This window comes from Pseudomonas beijingensis (assembly GCF_030687295.1).
GTDB classification, from domain to species: Bacteria; Pseudomonadota; Gammaproteobacteria; order Pseudomonadales; family Pseudomonadaceae; genus Aquipseudomonas; species Aquipseudomonas beijingensis.
Genome location: NZ_CP117425.1, coordinates 2630649 through 2647340, shown reverse-complemented (window position 1 = coordinate 2647340; position 16692 = coordinate 2630649). Strand labels below are relative to the sequence as shown.

At 61.4% G+C, this 16692-nt stretch carries 14 protein-coding genes; 6 read left to right on the top strand and 8 right to left on the bottom strand.

Annotated elements, in window-relative coordinates:
• Positions 1–75: 75 nt before the first annotated feature.
• Positions 76–777 (top strand): cyclase family protein, encoded by a 702-nt coding sequence (locus tag PSH84_RS12075; protein WP_305470186.1) that lies wholly within the window; start codon positions 76–78, stop codon positions 775–777.
• A 173-nt stretch (positions 778–950) separates the two neighbouring features.
• Here the strand turns inward: PSH84_RS12075 and PSH84_RS12070 are convergent, their stop codons facing one another.
• Positions 951–1550: an FMN-dependent NADH-azoreductase gene (locus PSH84_RS12070; RefSeq protein ID WP_122566133.1), complete on the bottom strand. Its 600-nt coding sequence runs from the start codon at positions 1548–1550 to the stop codon at positions 951–953.
• 150 nt (positions 1551–1700) lie between these two features.
• Positions 1701–2015, bottom strand: coding sequence for a 3-phosphoglycerate kinase (locus PSH84_RS12065; protein ID WP_122566132.1), 315 nt, complete (start codon positions 2013–2015; stop codon positions 1701–1703).
• Positions 2016–2065: 50 nt separating this feature from the next.
• On the opposite strand from PSH84_RS12065, the gene PSH84_RS12060 reads away from it, so the two are divergent.
• From PSH84_RS12060 to aqpZ, 5 genes are all read left to right on the top strand, one after another.
• Positions 2066–2989, top strand: a complete 924-nt coding sequence (locus tag PSH84_RS12060) for a PA3225 family LysR-type transcriptional regulator (RefSeq protein WP_122566131.1) — start codon at positions 2066–2068, stop codon at positions 2987–2989.
• A gap of 14 nt (positions 2990–3003) precedes the next feature.
• On the top strand, positions 3004–3807 hold the full coding sequence (locus tag PSH84_RS12055) for an alpha/beta fold hydrolase (protein ID WP_122566130.1): 804 nt from the start codon (positions 3004–3006) through the stop codon (positions 3805–3807).
• 4 nt (positions 3808–3811) lie between these two features.
• The gene (locus PSH84_RS12050) at positions 3812–4375 is read left to right on the top strand and encodes a peptidylprolyl isomerase (protein ID WP_305470183.1); all 564 of its coding nucleotides are present in this window, start codon (positions 3812–3814) and stop codon (positions 4373–4375) included.
• A gap of 84 nt (positions 4376–4459) precedes the next feature.
• Positions 4460–6292 carry an ABC transporter ATP-binding protein gene (locus tag PSH84_RS12045; RefSeq protein ID WP_305470181.1) on the top strand — a complete coding sequence of 611 codons (1833 nt, stop codon included), beginning with the start codon at positions 4460–4462 and terminating at the stop codon, positions 6290–6292.
• A gap of 369 nt (positions 6293–6661) precedes the next feature.
• Positions 6662–7351: an aquaporin Z gene (gene aqpZ, locus PSH84_RS12040; protein ID WP_305482996.1), complete on the top strand. Its 690-nt coding sequence runs from the start codon at positions 6662–6664 to the stop codon at positions 7349–7351.
• A 16-nt stretch (positions 7352–7367) separates the two neighbouring features.
• On the opposite strand, the gene PSH84_RS12035 is transcribed toward aqpZ, so the two are convergent.
• The 6 genes from PSH84_RS12035 to hrpA form a co-directional block, all read right to left on the bottom strand.
• On the bottom strand, positions 7368–8492 hold the full coding sequence (locus tag PSH84_RS12035; RefSeq protein ID WP_122566126.1) for a GNAT family N-acetyltransferase: 1125 nt from the start codon (positions 8490–8492) through the stop codon (positions 7368–7370).
• A gap of 142 nt (positions 8493–8634) precedes the next feature.
• Positions 8635–9945: an OprO/OprP family phosphate-selective porin gene (locus PSH84_RS12030; protein WP_122566125.1), complete on the bottom strand. Its 1311-nt coding sequence runs from the start codon at positions 9943–9945 to the stop codon at positions 8635–8637.
• Positions 9946–10224: 279 nt separating this feature from the next.
• On the bottom strand, positions 10225–10461 hold the full coding sequence (locus PSH84_RS12025) for an anti-sigma factor family protein (RefSeq protein WP_305470177.1): 237 nt from the start codon (positions 10459–10461) through the stop codon (positions 10225–10227).
• On the bottom strand, positions 10455–11066 hold the full coding sequence (locus PSH84_RS12020) for an RNA polymerase sigma factor (protein ID WP_305482994.1): 612 nt from the start codon (positions 11064–11066) through the stop codon (positions 10455–10457). Before PSH84_RS12020 ends, PSH84_RS12025 begins: the two co-directional genes overlap by 7 nt.
• 174 nt (positions 11067–11240) lie before the next feature.
• Entirely contained in the window at positions 11241–12362 is a 1122-nt protein-coding gene (locus PSH84_RS12015; RefSeq protein WP_122566123.1) for a beta-ketoacyl-ACP synthase III, read from the bottom strand.
• Between the two features lie 330 nt (positions 12363–12692).
• Complete coding sequence (gene hrpA, locus PSH84_RS12010) at positions 12693–16604, bottom strand: ATP-dependent RNA helicase HrpA (RefSeq protein ID WP_122566122.1); 3912 nt, start codon at positions 16602–16604, stop codon at positions 12693–12695.
• Positions 16605–16692 lie beyond the last annotated feature (88 nt).

The window sequence follows — 16692 nt, the reverse complement described above, 5'->3', positions numbered from 1 at the left end:
GCACAGGAAGGCTGAGCGCAGTACTGTCCGATCAGCATCGCTCAAAGTTTCGCCGAGGATAAGGAAGCCAAATCCATGCAGCGTATTGAATTTCGAAAAGTGATCGACCTCAGCCACATCATCAGTCCGCAGATTCCACTTTGGCCTGGCGATCCTCCGGTGACATTCAATGAGGTGGCATCACCGGAAAAGGACGGGTATTACCTGCGGCGCTTCGGCATGGGCGAGCACAGTGCAACCCATATGAACGCGCCGAACACCTTTCACCCCAATGCCATTGGGATTGATGCCTATGAGCCGGCGTCCCTGGTCCGGCCGGCCGTCGTGGTCGATTTACGCATCCAGGCGCGGGACAATCCAGACTATGTGATCGGCATTCAAGACATCGAAAAATGGGAACAGGCTCATGGGCGCATCGATCAGGGCAGCGTCGTGCTTTTTTACACGGGGTGGCAGGCCCTGTGGGACGACCCCGGGCTTTTTATCAATGCGGATGACAAAGGCCCGCACTTTCCCGGCATAGGTGCCGCAACCACCACTTTTCTGCTTGAGCATCGCCGGATAGCTGGCGTTGGTATCGATACCCATGGCGTCGATCCGGGCCAGGATACGGTTTACGCCACCAACAGCCAGATCCTGGCGAAAGAGGGCATCGTCCTGGAGTGCCTGACCAACCTCGATCAACTGCCCGCGAAAGGCACGACGCTGGTAATTGGCGTGCTTCGACTGAAAGAAGGTTCGGGTTCTCCTGTTTCCGTAATGGCGTTTGTACCCTGACCCCAGTCTAGTGCAGAACATCGAGGCAAAAAAAAGCCCGATCTCGCTAAAGCGTTCAATCGGGCTGATGCACTCAGGAGCAATAAGTGCAAAGGGAGGTTCGATGCGCAAAACGGTTTGAAGGGAAGCGCCAAGTCACTAGACCACTTGGCGATTACCCGAGGATTAACGGATCAGGCGACTTGGGACAATTTGGCGTTGGCCTGATTCAGGCCCTTCTCCTGGAAATCGCCGCCCAGGTTCATGCCCTCGGCATGGATGAAGGTCACGTCGTGGATGCCGATGAAGCCCATGACCTGGCGCAGGTAGGGTTCCTGATGGTCAGTGCTGCCACCGGCGTGAATGCCGCCCCGGGCGGTGAGCACGAAGGCGCGCTTGTCGGCCAGCAGGCCTTGGGGGCCGGTCGGGGTGTATTTGAACGTTACGCCGGCACGCAGCACGTGGTCGAGCCACGCCTTCAAAGTGCTGGGGATGGCGAAGTTGTACATCGGCGCGGCCATCACCAGTACGTCGGCGGCCAGCAGCTCATCGGTCAACTGGTTGGAGCGCTCCAGGGAGGCGTTTTCAATGTCGTTGCGCTGCTCGGCAGGCTTCATCCAGCCGCCCAGCAGATTGGCATCCAGGTGCGGCACCGGGTTGATGGCCAAGTCGCGAACGCTGATTTCGTCGGCCGGGTGTGCAGCTTTCCACTGGCTGATGAAGGTCTGGGTCAGTTGACGGGAAACCGAATCTTGCTGGCGGGCACTGCTTTCGATGATCAGAACGCGGGACATGGCTTGTAGGCTCCATCTGAGAATGTTGTCAGTCGATGGAGTGAAGGTTAAACGGGAGCATATCGATGAAAAAGCGCAAATAACTGCTATAAAGCATCGATATTTTCGTTTATAAGCGGAGCAAGCAATGTCACCTGCCCCGCTGCCGGGCTATTTCGGCTGACAGGTCAGCTTGATGCGCAGCTTGATGATGTTGCGGTTGAACTTGGCGGTGGCGTTCTTGAACTTGCCGGCGGCGACTTCGATCTTGCGGGTGCGCGGCGCCTCGGGACCGTTGCGAAACACGACGGTGCAGGCCGCGTCGGTACTGCCGTAGTTGTTGACCTGGATGGAGCCGATGTCGGCATCGGTGTCATAGGCGGTGTAGTCGATGCTCAGGCCGTTGAGGTGTTTTTCCACATCGATCGGGTAGGCAAACGCAGTCAGTGGCAGCAAGGCCAGCACCACACAACAGATTTTCTTCATTCGGCAGTCTCCACCAAGGGACCGCCAGCTTAGGACAAGAGGAGCCCGATATGAAAGCGCCCCGCGTAACCCTGGATCAATGGCGCACCCTGCAGGCGGTGGTCGACCACGGCGGTTTCGCCCAGGCCGCCGACGTGCTGCATCGCTCCCAGTCATCAGTGAGCTACACCGTGGCCCGCATGCAGGACCAGCTCGGCGTGCCGTTGCTGCGCATCGATGGGCGCAAGGCCGTGTTGACCGAAGCCGGCGGCGTGCTGCTGCGCCGCTCGCGGCAACTGGTGAAACAGGCCAGCCAATTGGAAGACCTGGCCCACCACATGGAGCAAGGCTGGGAAGCGGAGGTGCGCCTGGTGGTCGATGCGGCCTACCCCAACGCCCGCCTCGTTCGCGCCTTGACCGCGTTCATGCCGCAAAGCCGTGGCTGCCGGGTGCGGCTGCGCGAAGAAGTACTGTCGGGGGTCGAAGAAGTGCTGCTCGAAGGCGTGGCCGACCTGGCCATCAGCGGCTTCAGCATTCCCGGCTACTTGGGTGCGGAGTTGAGCGACGTGGAGTTCATCGCGGTGGCCCATCCCGAGCATGCCCTGCACCGCCTCAATCGCGAGCTGAACTTCCAGGACCTGGAAAGCCAGTTGCAAGTGGTCATCCGCGACTCCGGTCGCCAGCAACCCCGGGACGTCGGCTGGCTCGGCGCCGAACAGCGCTGGACCGTGGGCAGCCTGGCCACCGCCGCGAGTTTTGTCGGCAGCGGCCTGGGCTTCGCCTGGCTGCCCCGGCACATGATCGAGCGGGAACTCAGGGAAGGCGTGCTCAAGCGTCTACCCTTGGAACAGGGAGGCAGTCGCAACTCGACTTTCTATCTTTTTTCAAACAAGGAAAAACCCCTGGGGCCAGCCACGCAAATCCTGATCGAATTGCTGCGCACCTTCGATACCGCGCCGCTGGATGCGCCGTTCGCCGCCCCTGAACAAGCCTGACAAGGATTTCTCCAATGGCCTATTTCGAGCACGAAGGTTGCAACCTGCACTACGAGGAATACGGCCACGGCACGCCCTTGGTGCTGGTCCATGGCCTGGGCTCCAGCACCCGCGACTGGGAAAAACAGATTGCAGCGCTGTCCGCCCGTTACCGCCTGATCGTGATGGATGTGCGCGGCCACGGTCGTTCCGACAAACCCCGCGAGCGCTACAGCATCAAAGGTTTCAGCACCGACCTGAGCGCCCTGATCGATCACTTGGACCTGGGCCCGGTGCATCTGGTGGGCTGGTCCATGGGCGGCATGATCTGTTTCCAATTGGCGGTGGATGAGCCCGAACGGGTCAGGAGCCTGTGCATCGTCAACAGCGCGCCAGAGGTCAAGGTCCGCACGCCCGACGATTGCTGGCAATGGTTCAAGCGCTGGAGCCTGATGCGCCTGCTCAGCCTGGAAACCATCGGCAAGGCCCTGGGCGCCAAGTTGTTCCCCAAACCTGAACAAACCGAGTTGCGCCTGGAAATGGCCCGGCGCTGGGCAAAGAACGACAAACGTGCTTATCTCGCCAGCTTCGATGCGATCGTAGGCTGGGGCGTTCAGGAACGACTTTCACAGGTTGCCTGTCCAACCCTCGTCATCTGCGCCGACCACGACTACACCCCGGTGGCGCTGAAAGAAGCCTATGTAAAGCGGCTGCCCAATGCACATCTGGTGGTCATCGCCGATTCACGGCACGCTACCCCGCTGGATCAACCCGAACGCTTCAACCAAACCCTGCTCGACTTTTTGACCGCAACCGATTCCACCACTCAGGATCTCTGACCCCATGCTGAAAAAAATCGCCCTTGCCGCTGGCACCGTATTGTTTGCTGCCAACCTGATGGCCGCTACACCCGCCAAGGCACCGCATGTATTGCTGGACACCACCAACGGCCAGATCGAAATCGAACTGGACCCGGTCAAGGCCCCGATCAGTACCAAGAACTTCCTTGAGTACGTGGACAGCGGTTTCTACAACAACACGATTTTTCACCGTGTGATCCCGGGCTTCATGGCCCAGGGCGGCGGCTTCACCAAGCAGATGCAGCAGAAAGACACCAAGGCACCGATCAAGAACGAAGCCAGCAATGGCCTGCACAACGTTCGCGGCACCTTGTCGATGGCCCGCACCTCCAACCCGGACTCGGCCACCAGCCAGTTCTTCATCAACGTGGCCGACAACGCCTTCCTCGACCCGGGCCGTGACGCCGGTTATGCGGTGTTCGCCAAGGTGGTCAAGGGCATGGACGTGGTGGACATCATCGTCAACTCCCAGACCACCACCAAGCAAGGCATGCAAAACGTGCCGATCGACCCTGTGATCATCAAGTCGGCCAAGCGCATCGACTGAAGAGGCACACGGCAAGCCTGGGCGGCGCGGTCACCCCGCACCGCCCATTAGCAAGAAGGAGAGCCCCTGCCAGGGCATTTACCCATGGTTTTTCGCCGCTTCGAAACACTGATCGATATCTTCCGCGACGCCCCGAGCTCGGCTCCGCCGAACCGCGTCCTGCCCTTCTACACCTATTATCTGAAACAGGTCTGGCCCAGCTTCGCCGTGCTGTTGGTGGTCGGTCTGATCGGCGCGCTGATCGAAGTGGCGTTGTTCAGCTACCTGAGCCGCATCATCGACCTGACCCAGGGCACGCCCAATGTGGACTTCTTCAAGCTTCACGGCCTCGAACTGGCGTGGATGGCCGTGGTGGCGCTGGTTTTCCGGCCGATCTTCGTAGCCCTGCATGACCTGCTGGTGCACCAGACCCTGAGCCCCAGCATGACCAGCCTGATTCGCTGGCAGAACCACAGCTACGTGCTCAAGCAGAGCCTGAATTTCTTCCAGAACGACTTCGCCGGGCGCATCGCCCAGCGCATCATGCAAACCGGCAATTCCTTGCGCGATTCGGCGGTCCAGGCCGTGGATGCCCTGTGGCACGTGCTGATCTATGCCGTCAGCTCGCTGGTGCTGTTCGCCGAAGCCGACTGGCGCCTGATGATCCCGCTGCTGATGTGGATTGCCGCCTACATCGGCGCACTCTGCTATTTCGTGCCGCGGGTCAAGGAGCGCTCGGTGGTGTCGTCCGATGCCCGCTCCAAGCTCATGGGGCGGATCGTCGACGGCTACACCAACATCACCACCCTGAAGCTGTTCGCCCATACCAATTTCGAACAGCAATACGCCCGCGAAGCCATCCAGGAGCAGACCGAAAAAGCCCAGTTGGCTGGCCGCGTGGTAACCAGCATGGACCTGGTCATCACCAGCATGAACGGGCTGCTGATCGTCGGCACCACCGCGCTGGCCCTGTGGCTGTGGACCCAGTCGCTGATCAGCGTCGGCGCCATCGCGTTGGCCACCGGGCTGGTGATCCGCATCGTCAACATGTCCGGCTGGATCATGTGGGTCGTCACCGGCATCTTCGAAAACATCGGCATGGTCCAGGACGGCCTGCAGACCATCTCCCAACCCGTCAGCGTCACCGACCGCGACCAGGCCAAGCCCCTGGCGGTGGCCCGGGGCGAGGTGCGTTTCGAGCATGTGGATTTCCACTATGGCAAGAAAAGCGGGGTGATCGGCGATCTGAACCTGACCATCAAGCCCGGCGAGAAAATCGGCTTGATCGGCCCGTCCGGCGCCGGTAAATCCACCTTGGTCAACCTGCTGCTGCGCCTCTATGACGTACAAGGCGGGCGCATCCTCATCGACGGCCAGAACATCGCCGAAGTCGGCCAGGAAAGCCTGCGCGAGCGCATCGGCATGATCACCCAGGACACCTCGCTGCTGCATCGTTCGATTCGCGACAACCTGCTCTACGGCAAGCCCGACGCCACCGATGCGCAACTTTGGGAAGCCGTGCACAAGGCCCGCGCCGATGAGTTCATTCCATTGCTGTCGGACGCCGAAGGCCGCACTGGCTTCGATGCCCATGTGGGTGAGCGCGGCGTGAAACTGTCCGGCGGCCAGCGCCAGCGCATTGCTATCGCGCGGGTGCTGCTCAAGGATGCGCCGATCCTGATCATGGACGAAGCGACCTCGGCGCTGGACTCGGAAGTCGAGGCGGCGATCCAGGAAAGCCTCGAGACGCTGATGCAAGGCAAGACCGTGATCGCCATCGCCCACCGCCTCTCCACCATCGCCCGGATGGACCGCTTGGTGGTGCTGGAAAATGGCCGCATCGCCGAAACCGGCAGCCATGCCGAGTTGCTGGCCCACGGCGGATTGTATGCACGGCTATGGCAGCATCAGACCGGTGGGTTCGTGGGGATCGACTGAACCGGGTTGACTTCTACAGACAGAAGACTTTGGAGATCGTGTGGGAGCAAGGCTTGCCCGCGATGAAGATGACGCGGTCTTCCGGATGGCCCGAGGCGCCTGCATCGCGAGCAAGCTTTGCTCCCACAGCCCAGTGTCCGAGCGCTATTCTGAAAAATTCTGTCCACGATCCATTTAGCCCACACAGCAACCCCATACTCCCCGCCGACCACGGCCAAAACCGCCACCGTCCATGACGCTGGCGGTTTTTTTAGGCCGCTGGATTTGTCGCCACACTCTGCTGTACTCAGCTCAGGTTCTGGAGATGAACCTGTCGTAATACTGCTGGATGCATAACCGATTATCACGACTGTTTTATCAAGGATGCTTATGTCTTTACTCAAACGTTCAACGACTGAGTTGTTGGGTACATTCTGGCTGGGGTTGGGCGGCTGTGGCAGCGCGGTATTGGCGGCCTCGGGGATCGGCGTGCTGGGGGTTGCCCTGGCGTTCGGCCTGACGGTATTGACCATGGCCTTCGCCATCGGCCATATATCGGGTTGCCATTTGAACCCCGCCGTTTCGTTGGGCTTGTACGTGGGCGGGCGGTTTCCGGCCAGGGAGTTGCCTGCCTACATCATTGCCCAAGTCATAGGGGGAGTGCTGGCCGCTGCGTTGATCTACTTCATCGCCAGCGGCAAGGAAGGCTTTGACCTGGCCGCGTCCGGCCTGGCCGCGAACGGTTACGGCGAGCATTCGCCGGGTGGGTATTCAATGCCGGCCGGTTTTGTCACCGAACTGGTCATGACGGCGATGTTCATCCTGATCATCCTCGGCGCCACCGATAAACGTGCGCCGGCCGGGCTGGCACCGATTGCCATCGGCCTGGCCCTGACGCTCATTCACCTGATCTCGATTCCGGTCACCAACACCTCCGTCAACCCGGCCCGCAGTACTGGTCCGGCGCTGATTGTCGGTGGCTGGGCCATCGAGCAGCTGTGGCTGTTCTGGGTGGCGCCGCTGCTGGGCGCCGTCATCGGCGGTGTCTCGTACCGCTGGCTGGGCCAGGAAAACCGCTGAGTCACACCCGCGAAGATCAGCACTGCCGATAAGGCAGTGCTGTCTTCGCCTCTTCGGCATAGGCCAGCACCCCCTCATGCTCGCGCACGAGGAAATCCGCCACCGCCGCTTTCAGCCCCGGATGACGCAAGTAATGCCACGAGCGGGTAATCACCGGCTCGAATCCACGAATCAATTTGTGCTCGCCCTGGGCGCCGGCATCAAAGCGCTGCAAGCCATGGGCAATCGCATAATCCATGCCTTGATAGAAGCAGGTTTCGAAGTGCAGGCGGTCGAATTCCGCCAGGCAGCCCCAGTAACGCCCGTAGAAACTGTCGCCGCCCACCAGGCTGAACGCCATCGCCACCGGCCGTGAACCTTGCTTGGCCAACACCACGCGAATGGCCTCGGGCATGCGCTCGGCCAGCAGGCTGAAGAACGCCCGGGTCAGGTACGGCGCCTGCCGACGCACCGCGTAGGTGTTGGCGTAACAGGCGTAGACAAAATCCCACTGTGCCTCGTCCAACTGATGACCTTCGAGCCATTCGAATGCGATGCCCTGCCCCGCCACTTGTTCGCGTTCCTTGCGCATCTGCTTGCGCTTGCGGGAACTGAGGGCATCGAGAAAATCCTGGAAGTCGCGATAACCGCGATTTTGCCAGTGATACTGGCAGCCGATCCGCTGCAGCCAGCCTTCCTGCCCAGCGAGCGCCGCGTCGGTGAAGGCATCGGTGAAATTGACGTGGGCGCTGGAAAGCCCTTCGATTTCCAGGTAGCCGGGCACGCTGCCCAGCAACTCCAGACCGTCCTCCACCCGCGCCGCCAACAGTCGCGGGCCACTGACCGGACTGAACGGTACCGCCGTCAACAGCTTGGGGTAATAGTCGATGCCGGCGCGGGCGCAAGCGTCGGCCCAGCCGTGGTCGAACACGTATTCACCGTAGGAATGCCATTTGCGGTAACTGGGCAGAGCCGCCAGCAGACGACCGTCTTCAATGTGCAACAAGTGCTCGGCTTGCCACCCGGATTGAGGACCCAGGCTGGCGCTGTCTTCCAAGGTGCTGAGGAAGGCGTGGCGCAGGAAAGGCTGGTTGGCGGGCACCAACGCGTCCCACTCCAGAGGCGCGATGGCGGACAGGCTGTCCAAGACGTGAAGCGGCATGCGTTTCCTCGAGAGCCAGACGACGGATGGAGCGAGTATCGCCGATACTGACCGGCCGCACATAAAAAAAAACCCCGCCAGAGGCGGGGTCGAAAGGAGCTTTAACGGATGAAAGTGCAGCGGTGTATCAAGTCAGCGCGATTCAGAACACGTACTGGGCACGGACTACGAAACCGTCGCCATCGTCATCGCCATTGGCGTTGGTGACTTTGTCGGTCTTGGCCTTGACGTAGGCACCGGTGATTTTCACCGCTTCGTTGGCGTACCAGTTCACGCCCAGGTTGTGCACCTTGGCTTCGGCATCGCCCACTTCACGGGTCGCCGAGGCAGTGGTGATGTTGTCGTCTTCGACGGTCATGCTGTCGAAGCGGTAGAACACTTCCCAGGCGCCGATGGATTTGTTCTGAGGCTTGATCGCATCAAACTTGCCGACCTTGTAACCACGGGACTCACCGGTGATGGTGTAGGCACCCTGGACGTAGAAGCCGTGGCCTTTGATGTCTTCGAAGGCGTCGCTGTCAGCCTTGGTCTTGCGGGAGATGTATTCACCCTGGATCGACGCAGGACCCATGGCGAAAGCAGCTTCCAGGCCGAAGGCGGTGTCAGTGTCGTACGAACCGGCCGGCGAGTTGTTGGCGCCGCCCAGGACCGGACGGTTGCCGTTAGGACCGGCATCGTTGCCGCCCAGGGTTTCAACGCCACGCATGCCCAGGCGGGAGCGATAACGTGCGTCGAACGCGGTGTCCGAAACGTCACGGGAAGCTACGTTCAGACCGAAGTGCAGCACGTTGCCAGCTTCGTGCATCGGGGCGAACACGAAGCGACCGTTGACTTGCTTGACGCTGTCGCCGTCGGTGTCGTCGGTGTCCTTGCTGAACACGCCGGCCGAGGCGTAGAACGAGTCGGCGAAGGTGCTGGAAGCCTGGATACCCAGGCCGTTCTGGTGGCCGTTGGCCCAGTCGATCAGGTCGTAGGCAGCGTTACGCTCAGGCGCGGTCACCCACTTGGAGCTGGTGGCTTTTTCCAGGCCGAAGTCGGGGTCAAAGCGACCGACCTTGATCGACACTGGCTTGAAGCCGTTGTAGGCCAGCGACGCTTCGTCGAAGTAGCCGTTGTCGGAATCGCCACTGTTGTGGGCGAAATCGTAGTTGATGGTGTAGGCCCAATCCGTGTACAGCACGCCGGACAGCTCCAGGAAGCCGCGGCGGATGTAAGCGGCATCGGCCGATTTGCCGTTGTCGGTGTAGATACCGTCGAACTGGCTGTAGTCAGCCTGCAAACGACCACCGAGCTTGAAGCTGAACTCTTTGTCAGTGGTAGCGACCTCAAGGCCGCCCTTGGTTTTGACCACGATATCGGCGCCATCGGTGGTGACGGTGCCGGCGAAAGCCTGGGCGGTTACTGCCATTGCCAGTGCGCTGGCGGCAACACCTGCGAAGTGCTTACGGATCATCGAAGAATTCCCCTGTTGGTAGTCTATGCGTTAGAAAACACGCGGAACTGGGCCCGCTGGTGTTGGGAGGGGATCTTGGCGGCCGGTTGTGTCAGGCGAGTTGCTATCACATAAAGATTTTATGACAGCGGAACTTTTTACTTCGAATGGGAATAACCGGAAAGCCTTGTGGGAGCGAGCTTGCTCGCGATCGCGATGGTTCAGCCTGAAGTGATTTGACTGATACACCGCTATCGCGAGCAAGCTCGCTCCCACAGGGGTCGGGTGGTGTTTTGAGTTTTAGTGGATATCTTTGCGACGCTCGGCGGCGAGTTTCTCGGCCAGGTGATCCAGGTCGGGAATCGGTGGTTGCGGCAACTTTTTGAGGGTCGCCTGCATCAGGCGCATCTGGCGGATGAAGCGTCGGCAATTGGGGCAGAACATCAGGTGATGACGCACCATCAGGCGTTCACGAAAGCTCAATTGCCCGTCGAGGTAGTCGCTGGAGCGCGCTACTTGTTCCTTGCAGGTCAGCATTCGCCGGTTTCCTCGAAATGTTCAACAGTCGCGAAGACCTTCAGTCGGGCGCGATGCAACAGCACACGAACATTGGAGAGCGAAATGTCCAGAAGATTACAGATTTCGTCCAACTCCAGGCCCTGCTGTTCACGCAGGCTCAGTACGCTGCCTTGCAGTTCCGACAGGCTGAGCAACGTGTGCTCCAGGCAATCGCGCAATTCACTCATTGTGAGCAACGCTTCGGGCGTGTCCTGGTGCCAGGCGAACGGCGCCAGCAGCCAATGGCCGTCAGCGGCGAAACGCTCGTCGCCGAGGGTGCCGTGGGGGGCTGGAAGGTCATCGAGCAACACTTCCCGACGGTTCTGCTTGTAGCGTCCCTTGGCGGCGTTGGCCGTGATGGTCAACAACCAGGTCTTGAGGCTGGAGCGCCCCTGGAAGCCACTGAGATTGCGCACCACCGACAGCCACGCGTCCTGCACCACTTCGTCGGCATGGCGGCTGCCGACGATGGCATGGGCCACGGCACGCATCGGGCTCTGGTAGGCGCTGACCAGTTCCTTGTAGGCCTGCTGCTCACCGGCCAGGAGGCGTTGGAGCAGGAGGGTGTCGTCGGTGATCGTCATTCAACACCCTATGGCTGGATAGATCACTATTGTGGCGAGGGGTTTATGTGGGAGCAAGGCTTGCCCGCGATGCAGGCGACGCGGTCCTCTATAAACCGAGTTGCCTGTTTCGCGAGCAAGCTTTGCTCCCACATGGCTTTGCTTCCACAAAAAATTCGGCGCCGCAACAGTGGATCAATGCTTGCGCAAAATCACGCTACCAATCGAATAACCAGCGCCAAATGAACTGAGCACGGCGACCGAACCGCTGGGCAGGTCATCCTGGTATTTGTGGAAGGCAATCACCGAACCGGCGGAACTGGTGTTGGCGTAGCGGTCGAGGATCACCGGGGCTTCCGCTTCGGTGGCTTCGCGTCCCAGCAGTTTGCGCACGATCAGGTGGTTCATGCTCAGGTTGGCCTGGTGCAGCCAGAAGCGTTTCACGTCGCCCACGTTTAGCTGGTTTTCTTCCAGGTGGGCACCGATCAGCTCGGCGACCATCGGGCAGACATCGCGGAATACCTTGCGGCCTTCCTGGACGAACAGCTTGTCACGGCTACCGACGCCCTCTTGCGCAGCGCGGTTGAGGAAACCGAAGTTGTTGCGGATGTTGTTGGAGAACTTGGTAAGCAGCTTGGTGCTGACCACGTCGAATTGGTACGGCGAAGTCGCCAGGTCCGCCCGCTCGATGATCACGGCAGTGGCCGCGTCGCCGAAGATGAAGTGGCTGTCGCGGTCGCGGAAGTTCAAGTGGCCGGTGCAGACTTCCGGGTTGACCATCAGGATCGCCCGGGCCTGACCCAGTTGCACACTGTTGGCCGCGGCCTGGATGCCGAAGGTCGCCGAAGAACAGGCCACGTTCATGTCGAAACCGAACCCTTCGATGCCCAGGGCTTCCTGGACTTCGATGGCGATGGCCGGGTAGGCACGCTGCAGGTTGGAACAGGCGACGATCACCCCGTCGATGTCGGCGACGGTACGGCCGGCGCGCTCCAAGGCCTGTTTCGCGGCGCCAACGGCCATTTCGCAGAGCACCGACCACTCGTCGTTGGAGCGCTCGGGCAGGCGTGGGGTCATGCGTTGCGGATCGAGAATGCCGTCCTTGTCCATGACAAAGCGGCTCTTGATACCGGAGGCCTTTTCGATGAACGCGGCGTTGGATTCGGTCAAGGCCTCGACTTCACCGCGCGCGATGGCATCGGCGTTGTCGGCGTTGAATTGCGCGACATAGGTATTGAAAGATTGCACCAGCTCTTCGTTGGAGATGCTGTTGGCCGGGGTGTACAGGCCGGTGCCGCTGATGACGACGTTATGCATGGGTCGTGTCTCTGATCTGTTCAGGCAGAAAGTATTGGCACCGACGTACCAATACACAAAGGGACTTTTCCCATCCGGGGAAGCAGCCCTGGCATCGCTTTATTCCGGATCCGCCCGTGGCATTGAAGCTCAAAATCACGGGACCGGCATTTATAGGCGCGAAGTTTGCCATAAACGCTGGGGTTTGGCCCATTCTCCATTCACTACAACACCCTACCCTGTGGGAGCGAGCTTGCTCGCGATAGCGGTGGGTCAGTCAACATCAATGCTGGCTGATTCACCGCTATCGCGAGCAAGCTCGCTCCCACAGGTGTTACCCAATCTGTCTGATCAACCCTCCACCAACCCCCACTGCTTGCCCAGGCGCTTGTCGGAAATCGGCACCTTGGTACCCAACTGCTGGGCGAACAGCGACACCCGGTATTCCTCCAGCCACCAGCGGTACAACTCCAGTTGCGGGTCGCGCTTGCCTTCCTGGGCGTGCTTGCTGGCGCGGGCCTGGTATTGAGCCCAGAGGTTCGACAGTTCGCCGCTCCAGACCCGGTCTTTCTGCACCTGGCTGCCGAGCTTCTCGAAACGTTGCTCGATGGCCTTGAGGTAACGCGGCAGTTCCTTGAGCCACTGATGCGGGGTTTCCCGCACGAAGCCTGGGTACACCAGGTGGCTGAGTTGTTGCTTGATGTCGTTCAGCGCCACGGCCTGGGCCAGGTCGATCTTGCCCTTGAAGCGTTTTTGCAGGCCGTGCCAGAGCTTGAGGATGTCCAGGGTCAGCCTCGCCAGGCGTTCGGCGTGCTCGGTCCAGCCGCCGCGCTTACGCTCGGCCAGGGCCGCCAGGGCGGCGCCGTCACGGGGCAGGCTCGTTTCACCTTCGAGTACGCAACTGTCGAGGCTGGCGAGCAGGATGTCTTCCACCAGACCGTCGATGCGACCCAAATCGCGGTACAGCAGGCCCAGTTCCGTCAGCCCTGGCAGCTTGCCGCGCAGGAACTTCGCCGATTCGGCCAATTGCTGCATGAGCAAGCGCTGCAAGGCGCGGCGATGCTGGAATTCGGCTTCGGCCGGCGTCGGGAAACGCCCTTCCTTGACCACGCCGCCCTCTTCCACCAGCGCCGGATAAACCGTCATCGACAGCCCGGCGATCTTCTGCTGGGTTTTCTCGGCCACCGGTGCGAAGACCTTCGCCTCCACCGGTGCCTGGCTTTTTGCCGTTTGCGGCACGGCCAAGGCCGCCTGGCTGGCTTCGGCAAAGCGTGCCGTCAACTCGGCCAGGTCGCGGCCCTCGCCGAGGAACTTGCCCTGGCCGTCGACGATTTCCAGGTTCATGCGCAGATGGCTTTCCACCTGCTGGGCCGCTTCGGCCCAGGCTTCGTCGCTGACCCGCGCACCGGTCATGCGCAGCAGTTCGCGGCCCAGGGATTGCGGCAACGAGCCCTCAGCGAAGGTGATGCGTTGCAGCGCCGCCTTGACGAAGTCCGGCACCGGCACGAAGTTCTTGCGCAAGGCCTTGGGCAGGTTGCGCACCAGGGCGATGCATTTGGCCTCGATCATTCCTGGCACCAACCATTCCAGGCGTTCCGGCGGCAGCATTGGCAGCAGCGGCGCCGGTACCCGCAGCGTCACCCCGTCGCGCGGGTGATTGGGCTCGAAGTGATAGCTCAGCGGCAAGGTCAGGTCACCGACGCGCAAGGTGTCGGGGTACTGCGTGGCGGTGACCTCGCTGGCTTCGCGGGCCAGCACGTCTTCCTCGCGCATGATCAGCAATTGCGGGTCTTTCTGGCTGTTGATCCGGTACCAGCTGTCGAACGTCGCGGTCTGGTGGATCTCGGCCGGCAAACGCGCGTCATAGAACGCAAACAGGGTTTCCTCGTCCGCCAGGATGTCGCGGCGACGAGCCTTGGCTTCCAGCTCGTCGAGTTGCTCCAGCAAGCGGGTATTGGCGCCCAGGCACTTGGCCTTGGACTGGATCTCGCCGCGCACCAGCGCCTCGCGGATGAACAACTCCCGCGACACCACCGGGTCCACTGGCCCGTAGTGCACCGGCCGCCGACCGACGACAATCAGCCCGAACAGCGTGATCTGCTCATAGGCCACCACTTGCCCGCGCTTCTTCTCCCAGTGGGGTTCGAAGTGGTTTTTCTTGATCAGGTGCCCGGCCAACGGCTCGATCCAGTCCGGTTCGATCTTGGCCACCATGCGCGCGTACAGCTTGGTGGTTTCCACCAGCTCGGCGGTCATCAGCCACTGCGGGCGCTTTTTGCCCAGGCCCGACGACGGGTGAACCCAGAACCGCCGCTGGCGAGCGCCGAGGTAATCGCCATCTTCGGTTTTCTGGCCGATCTGACTGAGCAGACCCGACAGCACCGCTTTGTGCAGCTTCGGGTAGTCGGCCGGGTCTTTGTTGAGGCTCAACTGCATGTCGCGGCAGATCAAACTCAACTGGCGATGGGAATCACGCCACTCACGCAGGCGCAGGTAATTGAGGAAGTTCTTGCGGCACCAGTTGCGCAGTGGGCTGGCGGTCAGGGCCTGGCGCTGCTCTTCGAAACCGCGCCACAAATTGACCAGCCCGGCGAAGTCCGAGTCGGCGTCTTTCCATTGAGCGTGGGCCTGGTCGGCCGCTTGCTGGCGTTCCGGCGGACGCTCGCGCGGGTCCTGGATCGACATGGCGCTGGCGACGATCAACACTTCCTGCAAACTGCCCAGCTTCGCCGCTTCCAGCAGCATGCGGCCCATGCGTGGGTCCACCGGCAGGCGCGCCAACTGCCGACCGAGCGGGGTCAGCTGACTGTTGCGGTCCACCGCCGAGAGTTCTTGCAGCAGGTTGAAGCCGTCGCTGATGGCCTTGCCATCCGGCGGCTCGATGAACGGGAAATCGGTGATCTCGCCGAGGCGCAGGTGCAGCATCTGCAGGATCACCGCCGCCAGGTTGGTGCGCAGGATCTCCGGGTCGGTGAATTCCGGCCGCCCAAGAAAATCTTCTTCGCTGTACAGCCGCACGCAAATCCCCGGCTCGACCCGCCCGCAGCGACCCTTGCGCTGGTTGGCGCTGGCCTGGGAAATGGCCTCGATGGGCAGGCGCTGGACCTTGGCCCGATAGCTGTAGCGGCTGATGCGCGCGGTACCGCTGTCGATCACGTAGCGGATGCCCGGCACGGTGAGCGAGGTTTCGGCGACGTTGGTCGCCAGCACCACCCGACGGCCCGGGTGGGACTGGAAGATCCGTTGTTGCTCGGCCGGCGACAATCGCGCATACAGCGGCAAGATCTCGGTGTGCTTGAGCTGGGCCTTGCGCAGCATCTCCGCCGCGTCGCGAATCTCCCGCTCGCCCGGCAGGAACACCAGCACATCCCCGGGGCTGCGGCGCTCGCTGCGCTCATAGGCGGCGATTTCATCGAGGGTGGCGAGGATCGCCTGGTCGACGGTCAAGTCGTCCTCGACCCGATTGCCCTCCTCGTCCTGCTCCAGGGTCAGCGGGCGATACCAGGTTTCCACCGGGAAGGTGCGACCGGAGACTTCCACGATAGGCGCGTCGTCGAAGTGCTTGGAGAAACGTTCCAGATCGATGGTCGCCGAGGTGATGATGACTTTCAGGTCGGGACGGCGCGGCAGCAGGGTCTTGAGGTAGCCAAGCAGGAAGTCGATATTCAGACTGCGTTCGTGGGCTTCGTCGACGATGATCGTGTCGTAGCGCTCGAGGTAACGGTCGTTCTGGGTCTCGGCCAACAGGATGCCGTCGGTCATCAGCTTGATCAGGGTATTGGCGTCGCTTTGGTCTTCGAAGCGCACCTGATAACCCACCAGCGCCCCCAACGGCGTGGCCAGTTCCTCTGCCACACGGCTTGCGACGCTGCGGGCGGCGATCCGACGCGGCTGGGTGTGGCCGATCAAGCCATGCTGGCCGCGACCGATTTCCAGGCAGATCTTCGGCAACTGCGTGGTTTTACCCGAGCCGGTCTCGCCGGCGATGATCAGCACCTGGTGCTTGAGCAACGCCTCCTTGATTTCGTCGCGCTTGGCGGCGATCGGCAAATTGTCGTCGTAGCGAATCACCGGCAGGCTCGCCTTGCGCGCCAGCACCTGGTCGCACGACGCCTGCATGCGCGTCACCCACTGGGCCAGCTTGGCCTCGTCGGGTTTCTTGCGCAGCTCGAGCAACTGGCGCCGCAACCGGTGACGGTCGGCGAGCATGGCGTGGTCGAGGTTTTTCAGCAGCTTGTCGATAGCGGGAGCTTGGTCAGTCATCAGGTACGCAAGGGTCGTCGGTTTGAGCAAGGGGGCGATTGTCGCAGATTTGCGGCCGTTGCGCCGACACATGGCAGCCTGCCTGCCG